Below are 15490 nucleotides of genomic sequence, written 5' to 3' on the forward strand. Positions count from 1 at the left end.
CTGTGCGCGTCGCCTGTCCGGGCTGGGAGGATGACACCTGTGACAGGAACGCTGGTACTCGCAGGGACCCCCATCGGCGACATCGCGGACGCCCCGCCCCGGCTCGCCACCGAGCTGGAGAACGCGGACATCGTGGCCGCCGAGGACACCCGCAGGCTGCGCGGCCTGACCCGGGCGCTCGGCATCCACACCTCCGGGCGCGTCGTCTCGTACTTCGAGGGCAACGAGTCCGCCCGGACGCCCGAGCTGGTCGAGGCGCTGGTCGGCGGGGCGCGGGTGCTGCTCGTGACCGACGCGGGGATGCCGTCCGTGTCGGACCCCGGCTACCGGCTCGTCGCCGCCGCCGTCGAGGAGGGCGTCAAGGTGACGGCCGTCCCCGGGCCGTCCGCCGTCCTCACCGCCCTCGCCCTCTCCGGGCTGCCCGTCGACCGCTTCTGCTTCGAGGGCTTCCTGCCGAGGAAGGCGGGCGAGCGCCTCGGGCGGCTGCGCGAGGTCGCGGACGAGCGGCGGACCCTCGTCTACTTCGAGGCCCCGCACCGGCTCGACGACACGCTCGCCGCGATGGCCGAGGTCTTCGGCGCCGACCGCCGGGCCGCCGTCTGCCGCGAGCTGACCAAGACGTACGAGGAGGTCAAGCGGGGCCCGCTCGCCGACCTCGCGGCCTGGGCGGCCGAGGGCGTACGGGGCGAGATCACCGTCGTCGTCGAGGGCGCCCCGGAGCCCGGCCCCGCCGCCCTCGACGCGGACGAACTGGTCCGCCGCGTGCGGATCCGCGAGGAGGCGGGCGAACGCCGCAAGGAGGCGATCGCGGCGGTCGCCGCGGACGCGGGGCTGCCGAAGCGCGAGGTCTTCGACGCGGTGGTGGCAGCGAAGAACGCGGGGGCCGCTGCGCGGGGCTGAGCGGGGGTGCGGGGTGCGGCCGGGGCCTTGCCTTGCGGCGCGGCGCCGAGCCGAGGTGGCGCGGCGGGGCCGGGGCCTCGTGGTGCGGAGCCGTGCGCGGGTCGAACAAACAGGTGAAGTTTTCGTACAACCCCTCGCGTCGATCATGAGTCTGAACAGGCACGGCACTCCCCGTGTCCGTTCTTCTCGTGGGGGTTCACCTTGCAGTTCCGTTCCACCCGCCTCGCCCTGGCCGTCACCGCCGTCCTCACCGTCACGGCCCTCGGGGCCGGCACGCTGGCGACCGCTCCGGCCGCGCTGGCCGCCGGGCCGGTCGCGGCGCCGGCCCAGAAGGCCGCCGATCTGCCCGTCTACCCGGAGGGCACGGACCCCGGGGGCGTGGGCGCCTCCGGCTTCCTGACGTACTTCTTCGCCGACGACACCTCCCGGAAGCTGCTCTGGACGCCGTACGGCGGGGGCCCGAGGACCCTTCTGGAGGTGGCGGAGGGCGGCGGCTGGACCGTGGGCGCCGGTGATGTGGTCGTCTTCGGCGACGACAACTGGATCTATGAGATGCAGTCGCTCACCCTGCGGAACATGGCCACCCCGTCCGCCCCCGCCGTCGGCATCGATCTCCGCCCGCTGAACGGCACCTTCGTGGCCGTCCTGAGCCCGACCAGCGTCCTCGCGCAGCTGAAGAAGGCGGACGGTACGGCGGAGCTGCACGTCGTGACCAAGGACGGCGCCGCGACGAACACCCGCAAGGTCACGGGGCTCCCCGCGGACACCACCGAGTTCTTCGGCTCGGAGGTCCGGGACGGCGTCGTCCTCGTCGGATACGAGACGGGCCCGGCGAACGCCCGGACCGGCGGCCGCGCCCTGGTCGACACGGCGGCCGGCACGGCCACCGAGACGTACGCCTCCGCCGAGGCCGGGCGCGGCTTCGGCAGCCTGCAGTTCTCCGCCTCGCACGTCGCCTGGTACGAGTACGAGTCCGGCACCGGCGGGATCATCCGGTCCGTCGACCGCAGGACCCGCGAGGTGAAGCGGACCGTCCTCGGCCCGCACAACGCCGAGTGGTACACCTCGCTCGTGGGCGACCGCCTGGTCTACGGCAACCCCAAGACCCCGGTCCGGGCCGTCTCCCTGGCCACGGGCGAGGTCCAGGACCTCCTGGACTCCGGCTCCGCGGCGCTGACCGCGCCGGACGGCACCGCCGTGGTGCGCGGCGCCCGGGCCGCCGACGGCAAGGGACTGTTCCGGATCGACACCGCGCAGGACGGCACCCTGAAGGCCGTCAAGGTGGCGGACGAGGCCCCGCTGCCCGAGCTGGCGGTCGACCAGGTCCACGTCCCCGACACGGTGGACCTCGACCGGACCGGCGGCAAGGTGACCCTGGGCTGGACGCTGTCCCGCCCCGACGCCCTCCTGGACGTCACGCTCACCCACACCGCCACGGGCCAGGAGTTCCGCACGCGCGTGAACGCCCCCGCCGAGGGCACCCGCTTCTCCTTCACCTGGGACGGCACCATCGACGGCGTGGACGCGCCGAACGGCTCGTACGGGGTGGAGGCCGAGGCGACGACGCTCGACGGCACCGGCGAGCCCGCCTACCAGGGCTGGCTCATGAAGGTGTCCCGCGCGTACAACCCGCACGACTACACGAACAACGGCTCCACCGACATCCTCGCCCGTGACAAGGACGGCGTGGTGTGGAGCGACGACCTGCGGGACCGGCCCGCGGACGGCACCACCGCGAGCGCCCGGCGCACCAAGGCGGGCTGGGGCTGGCAGATCTATCCGCAGATCGAGGCCGTCGGCGACATCGCGGGCAGCGGCGTCGGCGACCTGGTCGCCGTCGACGGCTCCGGCGTGCTCTGGCACTACCTCGGCAAGGGTGACGGCACGTTCACCGCCCGGACGAAGGTCGGCGGCGGCTGGCAGGTCTACGACCGGCTCGCGGGCGGCAGCGACCTGAACGGCGACGGCCGCGCCGACCTGGTCGCCACCGACAAGGCTGGTGACCTGTGGCTGTACAAGGGCACGGGCAACGCCTCGGCGCCGTTCGCGGCCCGTACGAAGATCGGCTTCGGCTGGGGGATCTACAACCAGATCACGGCCGTCGGCAACATCGCGGGAGCGGCCGCCGGAGACCTCGTCGCCCGCGACAAGGACGGCGTCCTCTGGCTCTACCTCGGCAAGGGTGACGGCACCTTCGCCGCCCGCACGAAGATCGGCGGCGGCTGGAACGCCTTCAGCCAGCTCGTCGGCGCCGGCGACGTCGACGACGACGGGCGCCCGGACCTGATCGCGTACGGGGCGGGCGGCACGTACGTCTACCGCTCGACGGGCTCCCCCACCGCCCCGTTCACGCGCGGGACGACGACGTTGTACGCGGGCGAGGGCACGAAGTTCGACAACGTCTTCTAGGGTCCGCCGACTGATCCGCCCGCGGGTCCGCCGACGGATCCGCCCGCGGGTCCGCCGGAGCATCCGCCCCGGCGGACCCGCGCGGCCCGCGCTCCCCCGCCTTACGCTGGAAGGTAAAGCCGAACCCGGCGCCGGGATATTTTCCCCGGGCCCTCGGCAAGGGAAGGGCCAAGAGCCTCCCATGGTTCCTCCCCCGCTGATGCGCTCCGGCCCGAAAAGGCGTCCACTGATCAGTGGAGAGGAGCTGGCATGAGCGAGATCACCGGCACCGGCACATCCGTCGCCCACGAGGCGTACGCCTTCGCCTGCATGCGCTGCGGATACGGCTGGGAGCAGGCGTACGACATAGAGCACCACGTCGACGCCGCCGGCCAGGAATTCGTCGTCTACAAGGCCGGGGGAGAGCGGGTCCCGTCCCCGCTGTCCCGTCCCACCTGCATGAACTGCGGCGGCCACGTCGTCCGGATCATGCGCGCGGGGCAGGTGTCCTCGGTGCTCGACCTGATCGCCGCGACGGAGAAGCACGGGCACGGATCCCGGGAGACCAAGCCGATCGGGCCCGCCGGACCCATCGGGCAGGAGCTGACCGAGGGCCCGGACGTCCCGCCCGTCCCGCACCACTGGCACCTGTCGGACCTCCTGCACCCCTTCCGGAAGCGCGGGTAGCCGGAAAAGCGGCGGGCGTCGGCACGTACGGCCCTCGTACGATCGGGGCCATGAGTGCCAAGGACGCCCCGCCGCCGCTGCCCGAACCCCTCCTCGTGGAGGTCGCGGACTCGCACACCCATCTGGACATGCAGTCCGGGACCGTCGAGGAGGCCCTGGTGAAGGCCGCCGCCGTCGGCGTCACCACGGTCGTGCAGGTCGGCTGCGACGTGAAGGGCTCCCGGTGGGCCGCCGAGACGGCCGCCGCCCACGAGAACGTGCACGCCGCCGTCGCCCTGCACCCCAACGAGGCCCCCCGGATCGTCCTGGGGGACCCCGACGGCTGGTCCCGCCAGGGGGCGCGCGAGGGCGGCGGGGACGCGGCCCTCGACGACGCGCTCGCCGAGATCGACCGGCTCGCCGCCCTGCCGTACGTGCGCGGGGTCGGCGAGACCGGCCTCGACTTCTTCCGCACCGGACCGGAGGGCGTCGCCGCGCAGGAGCGTTCCTTCCGCGCCCACATCGAGATCGCCAAGCGGCACGGCAAGGCGCTCGTCATCCACGACCGCGAGGCCCACGCCGACGTGCTGCGCGTCCTGGACGAGGAGGGCGCCCCCGAGCGGACCGTCTTCCACTGCTACTCCGGCGACGCCGAGATGGCGGAGATCTGCGCGGCCAAGGGCTACTACATGTCCTTCGCGGGCAACGTCACCTTCAAGAACGCCCAGCCGCTCCGGGACGCCCTCGCGGTCGCCCCCCTGGAGCTCGTCCTCGTCGAGACCGACGCCCCCTTCCTCACCCCGGCGCCCTTCCGGGGCCGGCCCAACGCCCCGTACCTGATCCCGGTCACCGTCCGGGCCATGGCGGAGGTGCGCGGGATCGGGGAGAACGAGCTGGCGGAGGCCATCGCGGTGAACACGGCCCGCGCGTTCGACTACTGAGCGCGAGGGCGCCGCACCGACGGTCACCGATCCATAACGGTTACGGGAAGTAGTCGGGTCGTCATGGAGGGTGGCCGGGGTCGGGGCTAGGGTCCCGGCCTCGTGAGCACTTCCCAGGGCAGTCACCGGGCCGGTCGCCGGAGCGGCGGCACGGCTCCCGGCGTCCTCCCCGCCCCTCCCGGCCCCTCCGCGCCCCCGGGCCCGCCCCTCCACGAGCTGCCCCTCCACGAGCAGCCCACGCAGGCGGCGCCCCTGGTCGCGCCCGGAAGAGCCTCCGGGGGAGCGCCCGGGAGAGCACCCGGCACCGGAGCCGCGTCCGGCACCGGGGGAGCGCCCGGAGGAGCCCCCGGCACCGTCCCCGGGCAGGGCACCCGGGCCGGGGCCCGCCGCGCCGCCCGCCGCCGCAAGGCCTCCGGGGGATCCGGGGCGTCCGGGGGATCCGGGGGACGGCCCGCGGGGGCCGTGGGAGAGGGCCTGCGGCGGCTCGTCCCGCAGGCCCTCGTCGTCGCCTTCCTGGCCGGCGGCACCACCGCCTTCGTCGCCGACGACAAGGCCGTCCGGCTCTCCGTCGACGGCGTCCCCCGCACCCTGCACACCTTCGCCGACGACGTCGGGGAGCTCCTCGCCGACGAGGGCCTGGCCGTCGACGGGCACGACATCGTCGCCCCCGCGCCCGGCCACGCCCTCGCCGACGGCGACGAGGTCGTGGTCCGCTACGGACGCCCGGTCACCCTCACCCTCGACGGCCGGCGCCACCGGGTGTGGACGACCGCCCGGAGCGTCGAGGAGGCGCTGCGGCAGCTCGGGGTCCGGGCGGAGGGCGCGTACCTCTCGGTCTCCCGCTCGGCCGCCATCTCCCGGCACGGCCTCGCCCTCGACGTGCGCACCGAGCGGGCCGTCACCTTCCTGGCCGACGGGCGCGAGCGGACCGTCCGCACCAACGCCGCCACCGTCGGGGAGGCGCTCGCCGAGACCGGGATCACCCTCGCCGGGCAGGACGCCCTCTCCGTGGACCCCGGCTCCTTCCCCCGCGACGGCCAGACGGTCACCGTGCTGCGGATCACCGACAGCAGGCGGGTGCGCGAGGAGACCGTGCCGTACGCCGTCGAGCGGGTCCGCGACCCGGAGCTCTTCGCCGGGACCGAGGTCGTCGAACGGCAGGGCGTCCACGGCCTGCGCCGCGTCACGTACGCCCTGCGCTCGGTCAACGGCGCCCAGGGGCGGCCCCGCAGGATCGGCGAGGAGATCGTCCGCGAGCCCGTCAGCCGCACGGTCCGGGTCGGCACCCGCCGCCCGCCCGCCTCCGTCGCCGGCGCCGACGGCCTCGACTGGGCCGCGCTCGCCGCCTGCGAGTCCGGCGGCCGGCCGGACGCCGTCGACCCCTCGGGGACGTACGGCGGGCTCTACCAGTTCGACCCCGCCACCTGGCGCTCCCTCGGCGGCACCGGCACCGCCCAGGACGCGCCCGCCGCCGAGCAGACCTTCCGCGCGAAGAAGCTGTACGTCCGGCGCGGGGCGAGCCCGTGGCCCCACTGCGGGCGCCGGCTGGGCGGGTGAGCGGCGGGCCGGGCAACAGGTAAGGCCTAGTCTGTACTGGTGAGCGACACCACCGGTCCCGAAACCTCCGACGCCCTCCTCGGCCCCGCCGACATCCGTGAGCTGGCCGCCGCCCTCGGCGTGCGCCCCACGAAGCAGAAGGGCCAGAACTTCGTCATCGACGCCAACACCGTCCGGCGGATCGTCCGCACGGCCGGGGTGCGCCCCGACGACGTGGTCGTGGAGGTGGGGCCCGGCCTCGGCTCCCTCACCCTGGCCCTCCTGGAGGCCGCGGACCGGGTGACCGCCGTCGAGATCGACGACGTGCTCGCCGCCGCGCTGCCCGCCACCATCCAGGCCCGGACGCCCGCGCGGGCCGACCGCTTCGCGCTCGTGCACTCCGACGCCATGCTGGTCGAGGAGCTGCCGGGCCCGGCGCCCACCGCGCTCGTCGCGAACCTGCCGTACAACGTGGCCGTGCCCGTCCTGCTGCACATGCTGGAGCGCTTCCCGACCATCGAGCGGACCCTCGTCATGGTCCAGGCCGAGGTCGCGGACCGGCTCGCCGCCGGCCCCGGAAACAAGGTGTACGGCGTGCCGTCGGTGAAGGCCAACTGGTACGCCGAGGTGAAGCGGGCCGGCGCCATCGGCCGCAACGTCTTCTGGCCCGCGCCGAACGTCGACTCCGGCCTGGTCTCCCTGGTCCGCCGCACCGAGCCGCTCGCGACCACCGCCACCCGGCAGGAGGTCTTCGCGGTCGTCGACGCGGCCTTCGCCCAGCGCCGCAAGACCCTCCGCGCGGCCCTCGCGGGCTGGGCGGGCTCCCCGGCGGCGGCCGAGGAGGCCCTGGTGAAGGCCGGGATCTCGCCGCAGGCGCGCGGCGAGTCCCTGACGGTGGAGGAGTTCGCCCGGATCGCGGAGGCGAAGGCGTGAGCGGCGGTACGGAGCGGGGGAACGGCGGTACGGAGCCGGTGCGCGGCGGCACGGACGCGGTCGGCGCCGGTACGGGCGGTACGGGTGCCGGGAACGAGGGGCGGCGGTCCGTCACCGTCCGCGTCCCCGCCAAGGTCAACGTCCAGCTCGCGGTCGGCGCGGCCCGCCCCGACGGCTTCCACGACCTGGCCAACGTCTTCCTCGCCGTCTCCCTGTACGACGAGGTGACCGCCACCCCCGCCGGGACCCTGACGGTCACCTGCGAGGGCCCGGACGCCGACAAGGTGCCGCTCGACCGCACCAACCTCGCCGCCCGCGCCGCCGAACTCCTCGCCGCCCGGCACGGCATCGCCCCGGACGTGCACCTGCACATCGCCAAGGACATCCCGGTCGCCGGCGGCATGGCGGGCGGCAGCGCGGACGGCGCGGGCGCGCTGCTCGCGTGCGACGCGCTCTGGGGCCTGGACACCCCCCGCGCCGAACTCCTCGACATCTGCGCCCAGCTGGGCTCCGACGTGCCGTTCAGCCTGGTCGGCGGGGCGGCGCTCGGCACCGGACGCGGCGAGAGGCTGACGGAGCTGCCGGTCGGCGGCGCCTTCCACTGGGTGTTCGCCGTCGCGGACGGCGGGCTCTCCACCCCGGTCGTCTTCGGCGAGTTCGACCGGCTCACCGAGGGCACGGACATCCCCGAACCGGCCGCCTCCCCGGCCCTCCTGGAGGCCCTGCGCACCGGCGACACCACCGCCCTCGCGGGCGCCCTCGCCAACGACCTCCAGGCCCCGGCGCTCTCCCTGCGCCCCTCGCTCGCCGCGACCCTGGCGGCCGGCACGGACGCGGGCGCGCTCGCCGCGCTGGTCTCCGGCTCGGGCCCGACGACCGCGTTCCTGGTGAAGGACGCGGAGACGGCGACGGCGGTCGCCGCCGCCCTGACCGCCTCCGGCACCTGTCGCACGGCCCGCACGGCGACGTCCCCGGCGCCGGGCGCGCGCCTCGTCCCGTACGGATAGGTACGGACAGCACGGGCCCGCACACGGGCGCGGATACTCGGGTACGCGCCTGAGTACCCGCGCCCTGTTCCTGGACCGGGCGCCCGCGGGACCGTACCCGCATGGGAAGCAGCAACCGCCTCCGCGCGCGTGACCTCGCCGCCGCCACGCCCTCCACCCGGGACCGGTACGTCGACCTGCTCCGGGTCGCCTCGCTCGCCGTCGTCGTGCTCGGGCACTGGCTGATGGCGGCGGTCGGCCCGGGCGGGCAGGTGGGGAACCTGCTCGCGGTTGTGCCGGAGCTCCAGGCGGGGACCTGGCTGTTCCAGGTCATGCCGGTGTTCTTCTTCGTCGGGGGCTTCTCGCACGCCCTCGCCCACCGCTCCCGCCCCCGGTACGCGGAGTTCCTGCGGGCCCGGCTCCAGCGGCTGCTGCGGCCCACCACGGCGTTCGTCGCGGTGTGGGGCGCGGCCGCGCTCGCGCTCCAGCTGCTCGGCGCCGACGGCGGCCTCACCGGGGTCGCGCTGCGGCTCGTCACCCAGCCGCTCTGGTTCATCGGGATCTACCTGGCGATGGTCGCCTTCACCCCGCCGCTCCTGAGGCTGCACGAGCGCTGGGGCTGGGGCGCGTTCGCCGCGCTCGCGGGCGGCGCGGTCGCCGTCGACGTCCTGCGGTTCGCGGCGCACGTGCCGTTCGTCGAGTTCCTGAACTTCGCGTGCGTGTGGCTGGCGGTCCACCAGCTCGGCTTCCTGCGCGCCGACGGCATGATCCGCCGCCCGGCCCTGCTCGCCGGTGCGGGCCTCGTCGGCGCGGCCGCGCTCGTCGCCCTCGGGCCGTACCCCCTCTCCATGGTCGGGATGCCCGGCGAGAAGGTCTCGAACATGGCCCCGCCGACCCTCGCCCTGCTCTGCCACGGCCTGTGGCTGGTCGGCGCGGTCGAGCTCCTGAAGGGGCCCGGGGCCCGGCTCGTCGCCCGCGCCGGGGTCTGGCGGGCGGTGGTCGCCGCCAACGGGATCGCGATGACCGCCTTCCTCTGGCACCTGACGGCCATGCTCGGGGTGTACGGGGCGCTGCTCGGGACCGGCGTGGGGCTGCCCGACCCCGCCTCCGGCGCCTGGTGGGCGCAGGTGCCGCTCCGGTTCGCGGCGGCGGCCCTGCTCACCGCCCTGCTCGTCGCCGCCTTCCGCCGCTTCGAGGCCCCCGTGCCGCCCGCCCCGTCGACCGGCGGGGGCGGCCCGCTCGCCGCGCTCGGCATCACCCTGGCCCTGCTGGGCGTCCTCGGCCTCTCCCTGACCGGCTTCGCGGGGCTCCTCGACGGCCACGCGGCGACCCTGATCGTCCTCCCGCTCACGGCCCCGGCCGCCGTGGCGCTGATCCTGGCGGGATGGCTGGCGGTGGAGCGGGCGGGCCGGGCCGGCTGAGCGCCGCGAGGCCCGTCGGTCCCACGGTCTACCCTGGACGTCGATCGATCACCCCGTCAGGAGTCAACGTGGCCGTCAACCTGGTCAATGTCGAGAACGTCAGCAAGGTGTACGGCACCCGTGCCCTGCTCGACGGCGTCTCGCTCGGCGTCTCCGAGGGGGACCGGATCGGGGTCGTGGGCCGCAACGGCGACGGCAAGACCACCCTCATCCGGATGCTCGCCCGCCTGGAGGAGGCCGACACCGGCCGCGTCACCCACAGCGGCGGCCTGCGCCTGGGCGTCCTCACCCAGCACGACTCGCTCGACCCGGAGGCCACCATCCGGCACGAGGTCATCGGCGTCATGGCCGACCACGAGTGGGCCGGCAGCGCCAAGATCCGCGACGTGCTCACCGGCCTCTTCGGCGGGCTCGACCTGCCCGGCTTCGAGAACGGCCTGGACACCGTCATCGGCCCGCTCTCCGGCGGCGAGCGGCGCCGGATCGCGCTCGCCAAGCTCCTCATCGAGGACCAGGACCTCATCGTCCTCGACGAGCCCACCAACCACCTCGACGTCGAGGGCATCTCCTGGCTCGCCCAGCACCTGCAGAACCGGCGCTCGGCGCTCGTCTGCGTCACCCACGACCGCTGGTTCCTCGACCAGGTCTGCACCCGCATGTGGGACGTGCAGCGCGGTGACGTGCACGAGTACGAGGGCGGCTACTCCGACTACGTCTTCGCCCGCGCCGAGCGCGAGCGGATCGCGGCCACGGAGGAGGTCAAGCGGCAGAACCTGATGCGCAAGGAGCTGGCCTGGCTGCGGCGCGGCGCCCCCGCCCGCACCTCCAAGCCCCGCTACCGCATCGAGGCGGCCAACGAGCTGATCGCCGACGTGCCGCCGCCGCGCGATACCAGCGAGCTGATGAAGTTCGCCAACGCGCGCCTGGGCAAGACGGTCTTCGACCTGGAGGACGTGACCGTCACCGCCGGGCCCAAGGAGCTGCTCGGGCACCTCACCTGGCAGCTCGGCCCCGGCGACCGCGTCGGCCTGGTCGGCGTCAACGGCGCGGGCAAGACCTCGCTCCTACGGGCCCTCGCGGACGCGGCCCGCAGCGGCGGCGAGATCCAGCCCGCCGCCGGGCGGATCGTCGTCGGCAAGACCGTCCGGCTCGCCTACCTCTCCCAGGACGTCACCGAGCTCCCCGGCACCCTGCGCGTCCTGGAGGCCGTGCAGCAGATCCGCGACCGGGTCGACCTCGGCAAGGGCCGCGAGATGACGGCCGGGCAGCTCTGCGAGCAGTTCGGCTTCTCCAAGGAGAAGCAGTGGACGCCGGTCGCCGACCTCTCCGGCGGCGAGCGCCGCAGGCTCCAGCTGCTGCGCCTGCTCATGGACGAGCCGAACGTCCTCTTCCTCGACGAGCCCACCAACGACCTCGACATCGAGACCCTGACCCAGCTGGAGGACCTCCTCGACGGCTGGCCGGGCTCCATGGTCGTCATCTCCCACGACCGGTTCTTCATCGAGCGGACCACCGACAAGACGTTCGCCCTGCTCGGCGACCGGACGCTGCGGATGCTGCCGCGCGGCATCGACGAGTACCTGGAGCGGCGCCGCAGGGCCGTCGAGGCGTCCGTCCCGGCGCCCGCCGCCGCCCCCGCGCAGCCGAAGCCGGGCGTCTCGGCCGCCGACGCGCGCGCCGCGAAGAAGGAGCTCCAGAAGGTCGAGCGGCAGCTCGACAAGGTCTCCGGGAAGGAGGCGCAGCTCCACGCCCGGATCGCGGACAACGCCACCGACTTCGAGAAGGTGGCGAAGCTCGACGCGGAGCTGCGCGAGCTCGTCGCGGAGCGTGAGGAGCTGGAGATGCGCTGGCTGGAACTGGCCGAGGACGCATAACGAGGGCATTACAGGCCGGTCCTCCCTTGGGAACAAGGGGTGGACCGGTCGCTTTTGCGCCATTGCGTGAGTGGTAGAAAGAAAACCCGTTCACGCCTAGGGGGAACCAGCCGATGACACAGCCGCCCAGCAACCAGCCGCCGGGGGGCTTCGGAGCCCCTCAGGACCCGAACCAGCCCTCGGGCCAATCCCCCCAGCCGGGGCAGCCGCCCGTACCGCCGGTTCCGCCGCAGGCGCCGCCGGTCCCGCCCGCCCCGCAGGGCCCGCCGCCGGCCGCGCCGGGCCCGTACGGGCAGGCCCCGCAGCAGCCCGCGCCCGGGTACGGCTACCCGCAGCAGCCCGGACAGCAGCCGGGCCAGCCCGGCCCCTACGGGCAGCCGGTGCCGCCGCCCTACGGGTACCCGCAGCAGGGCCAGCAGACCGGCCCGTACGGCCAGCAGCCCAACCCCTACGGCGGCTACCCCACCCAGCCCGGTTACCCCGGCGCCCCGACCCCGCCGCCCGGCGGCGGTCCCGGCAAGAACCGGACCGCGCTCGTCGCCGGTGTGGCCGCCGCGGCCGTCCTGGTCGCCGCCGTCACCACCTGGGCCGTCGTCGGCGGCGGTGACGACGAGAAGGACCCGGTGGCCCAGCCCACCGCCACGGCCACCTCCGGGCCCACCTCCGGCGCCCCCAAGCCCTCCGGGTCCGTCGACGAGGGCGACGGCTCCGGCGACGGGCGCAACGGCGAGGAGGACCTCAACGCCGGCCGCCAGGACGGCGAGGCCAAGGTCAACTGGCTGACGAAGAACACCGTCGACCTGCCCCGCAACGGCGCCGACGTCAAGGGCCCCTGGATCGTCGGCGACACCGTCGTCAAGGCCATGTACAAGAGCGTCGAGGGCTACGACCTCACCACGGGCGCCGTGAAGTGGACCGTCCCCCTGCCGTTCGAGCTGTGCGCGGCCCCGACGGAGCCCTCCGCGAACGGGATCATGGTCTTCGGGTACGAGGACAGCGCCAAGGACGGCGCCAAGTGCACCGAGCTCCAGCAGATCGACCTCAAGACCGGCAAGGCCGGCTGGAAGAAGGCCGTCCCGAAGGCCACCGGCCTCTTCGCCTTCTCCGACAACACCCTCACCATCAGCGGCAACACGGTCACCGCCGCCGGCACCAGCAGCGCGTACGGCTTCTCGCTCACCGACGGCCGCCAGCTCTTCAAGGGCGCCACCACCGGCTGCAAGCCCTTCGCCTACGCGGGCGGCAAGAAGCTGATCGCCGCCATGAGCTGCCCCTCGGGCAACGCCTCCAAGAAGATCGAGGCGGTCGGCGAGGTCGACCCCACCACCGGCAAGCCGAAGTTCACCTTCCAGCTCCAGGCGGACTGGACGGTCGACAAGATCTACTCGGTCGACCCGCTGGTCGTCTCGGCCACCCAGCGCGAGCAGAAGAAGTGGGGCGTCTTCGCCCTCCGCCCGGACGGCAAGCTCCGCTCCACCATCCAGGGCGGCACGGACAAGTTCGCCCCCTCGTGCGGCGGCAGCTTCGTCATCTTCGGCAAGAACCTCCAGGGCTGCACGGGCGTCGCGGCCGACGCGAACGCCTTCTACATGGCGACCGACACCGGCTACGGCAAGGCCAACGAGGTCGTCGCCTTCGACCTGAACACCGGCAAGCCCAAGTGGCGCTCCAAGGCCCCCGGCGAGCAGACCATGATCCCGCTGCGCATCGAGGGCTCCGAGGTCCTGACGTACGTGAAGCCCTCGTACGACAAGGGCGGGGCCACCGCCACCATCGCCCCGGCCGGCGGCGCGCCGAAGATCCTGCTCCAGCACCCGGCCTCCACCGCCGAGATCGAGAACAGCTTCTACAGCGCCGGATACGCCTACGGCAACGGCACCTTCGTCGTGGCGAGCGGACGCGTCTCCGCCACGAACGACAAGGAAGAGAAGCTCGTCAAGACGATGATGGCCTTCAGCAAGTGAGGTACACGGACCGATGACGCAGCCACCCCCGCCCCCGCCGAACCAGCCGCCGGACCCGCAGGGCGGCTTCGGCGCGCCGACGCCTCCGCCGCAGCAGCCCGCGCCCGGCTACGGCCCTCCGCAGCAGCCCCCGGCCGACCAGGGGTACGGCTATCCGCAGCAGCCCCCGGCGGAGCCGGGCTACGGATACCCGCAGCAGGCCCCGTACGGGTACCCCGGGCAGCCCGCGCCCGACCAGGGCTACGGCTACCCGACGCAGCCCCAGCAGCCGCAGCAGTCCCCGTACGGCTACCCGACCCAGCCGCAGTACGGCGGGTACCAGCAGCCCGCCCCGCCGCCGGCGCCCGGCGGCGGCAAGAAGCTGTCGGCGCAGCTCCAGATCGTGATCGCGGCGGCCGTCGCGGTCGCCCTGATCGTCGGCTTCGGCATCTGGTACGCCAACTCCGGTGACGACGGCCCCGACGAGGCCAAGGGCACGGGCGGCACCACGCAGGGCTCCACCGGCGGCGGCGACACCGGCGGCAAGGGCGGTGGCGGGGGCGGCGGCAAGGAGAAGGCGCCCGCCGACCCGCAGGCGAAGGTGGCCTACAAGATCGCGCAGCCGAAGGTCCCGGACGTCACCGACGTCTCCGGCTCCTGGATCACCGACAAGGCGTTCGTGAAGCCGGGCGTCAACTCGCTGGTCGCCTATGACCTGAACGGGGGCGACGTCCTGTGGACGCTGCCGCTGACCGGCCAGGTCTGCGGCTCCTCGCGGCACGTCAGCGCCGACAACAAGCTGCCGATCCTCTTCGAGGCGGCCAAGCGGGTCGCGCCGCGCTACTACCAGCAGTGCACCCAGGTCGGCGTGGTCGACCTGAACACCGGCAAGCTGGTGTGGTCCGAGGCGGTCTCGGCCGGCGACGACAAGGCGCGGTTCAGCGAGGTCACGCTCAGCGGGGCGACCGTCGCGGCCGGCGGCACCGACGGCGGCGCGGCCTTCGACCTGAACAGCGGCAACGCGCGCTGGAAGCCGAAGGCCGAGGACGACCGCTGCTACGACCTGGGCTACGGCGGCGGCCCCGCCCTCGTCGCGGTCCGCAAGTGCGGCACCTACGACAACCCGAGCGTGCTGATCCAGAACCTCGACCCGGTGTCGGGCAAGCCGCTCTCGCAGTTCAAGATGCCGTCCGGCGTGAAGTACGCCTCGGTCGTCTCCACCAAGCCGCTGGTCGTCGCGGCCGACGTCGGCGAGACCGCGGGCGACGGCAGCGGCATCTCGGACTTCTTCTCGATCGACGAGAAGACCGGGAAGCTGAAGGCGAAGATCACGGCGGACGCGGACCAGTACGCGGCCCGCTGCCGCACGACCCAGGTCGAGTCCTGCGAGCAGGCGCTCGTGGGCAACGGCAAGCTGTACGTGCCGACCGAGGAGCACGAGGGCAGCACCGGCGAGTACGGCTCCGAGACCAACGAGGTCATCGCCTTCGACCTGGCCACCGGGCGCACGGCGCCGGAGAAGGCCGACGCGGGCGACAAGTACACCTTCGTCCCGATGCGGATGGACGGCGCCAACATCATCGCCTACAAGGAGGCCCCGTACGACAAGGGCAGCCGGATCGTCTCGATCGACGGCACCACGATGAAGGAGACGCTGCTCCTGGAGAACCCGGCGGACAAGTCGGTCCAGAACCCGGAGCGCAGCTTCAGCCTGACCGGTGCCGAACTCCGCTACCAGGACGGCCGGTTCTTCATCTCGGACCGGCTGATCAGCAAGCCCCGGGAGTCGGACACCGGCCCCAAGGAGTACCTGCTGGTCTCCTTCGCCGTCCCGCGCTGACGGCGGATCGGCACGGCCGCGGGCCCCTCCGGTGATCCGGAGGGGCCCGCGGCCGTGTCCGG

General features: G+C 74.0%; 11 protein-coding genes. All 11 read left to right on the top strand.

Features of this window, described 5'->3' with window-relative positions:
• Positions 1-30 precede the first annotated feature (30 nt).
• Positions 31-900, top strand: a complete 870-nt coding sequence (gene rsmI / locus ACIQD7_RS26140; protein WP_202526808.1) for a 16S rRNA (cytidine(1402)-2'-O)-methyltransferase — start codon at positions 31-33, stop codon at positions 898-900.
• Between the two features lie 201 nt (positions 901-1101).
• Positions 1102-3309 carry an FG-GAP-like repeat-containing protein gene (locus tag ACIQD7_RS26145; protein ID WP_402444699.1) on the top strand — a complete coding sequence of 736 codons (2208 nt, stop codon included), beginning with the start codon at positions 1102-1104 and terminating at the stop codon, positions 3307-3309.
• A gap of 249 nt (positions 3310-3558) precedes the next feature.
• Complete coding sequence (locus ACIQD7_RS26150; RefSeq protein ID WP_121833398.1) at positions 3559-3975, top strand: hypothetical protein; 417 nt, start codon at positions 3559-3561, stop codon at positions 3973-3975.
• Between the two features lie 50 nt (positions 3976-4025).
• Complete coding sequence (locus ACIQD7_RS26155; RefSeq protein ID WP_383414881.1) at positions 4026-4895, top strand: TatD family hydrolase; 870 nt, start codon at positions 4026-4028, stop codon at positions 4893-4895.
• 216 nt (positions 4896-5111) lie between these two features.
• Positions 5112-6452: a ubiquitin-like domain-containing protein gene (locus ACIQD7_RS26160; protein WP_402444902.1), complete on the top strand. Its 1341-nt coding sequence runs from the start codon at positions 5112-5114 to the stop codon at positions 6450-6452.
• Between the two features lie 39 nt (positions 6453-6491).
• Entirely contained in the window at positions 6492-7364 is an 873-nt protein-coding gene (gene rsmA / locus ACIQD7_RS26165) for a 16S rRNA (adenine(1518)-N(6)/adenine(1519)-N(6))-dimethyltransferase RsmA (protein WP_402444702.1), read from the top strand.
• Complete coding sequence (locus ACIQD7_RS26170; RefSeq protein ID WP_402444704.1) at positions 7361-8371, top strand: 4-(cytidine 5'-diphospho)-2-C-methyl-D-erythritol kinase; 1011 nt, start codon at positions 7361-7363, stop codon at positions 8369-8371. Before rsmA ends, ACIQD7_RS26170 begins: the two co-directional genes overlap by 4 nt.
• A gap of 101 nt (positions 8372-8472) precedes the next feature.
• Entirely contained in the window at positions 8473-9771 is a 1299-nt protein-coding gene (locus ACIQD7_RS26175; protein ID WP_402444706.1) for an acyltransferase, read from the top strand.
• Positions 9772-9839: 68 nt separating this feature from the next.
• Positions 9840-11645: an ABC-F family ATP-binding cassette domain-containing protein gene (locus tag ACIQD7_RS26180; protein ID WP_402444707.1), complete on the top strand. Its 1806-nt coding sequence runs from the start codon at positions 9840-9842 to the stop codon at positions 11643-11645.
• A 113-nt stretch (positions 11646-11758) separates the two neighbouring features.
• Entirely contained in the window at positions 11759-13609 is a 1851-nt protein-coding gene (locus tag ACIQD7_RS26185) for a PQQ-binding-like beta-propeller repeat protein (protein WP_402444709.1), read from the top strand.
• A 13-nt stretch (positions 13610-13622) separates the two neighbouring features.
• A complete protein-coding gene (locus ACIQD7_RS26190; RefSeq protein ID WP_402444711.1) occupies positions 13623-15428 on the top strand; it encodes a PQQ-binding-like beta-propeller repeat protein in 1806 nt (601 codons plus the stop codon).
• Positions 15429-15490: the final 62 nt, after the last annotated feature.

Source organism: Streptomyces sp. NPDC093071, assembly GCF_044754545.1.
GTDB lineage: Bacteria > Actinomycetota > Actinomycetes > Streptomycetales > Streptomycetaceae > Streptomyces.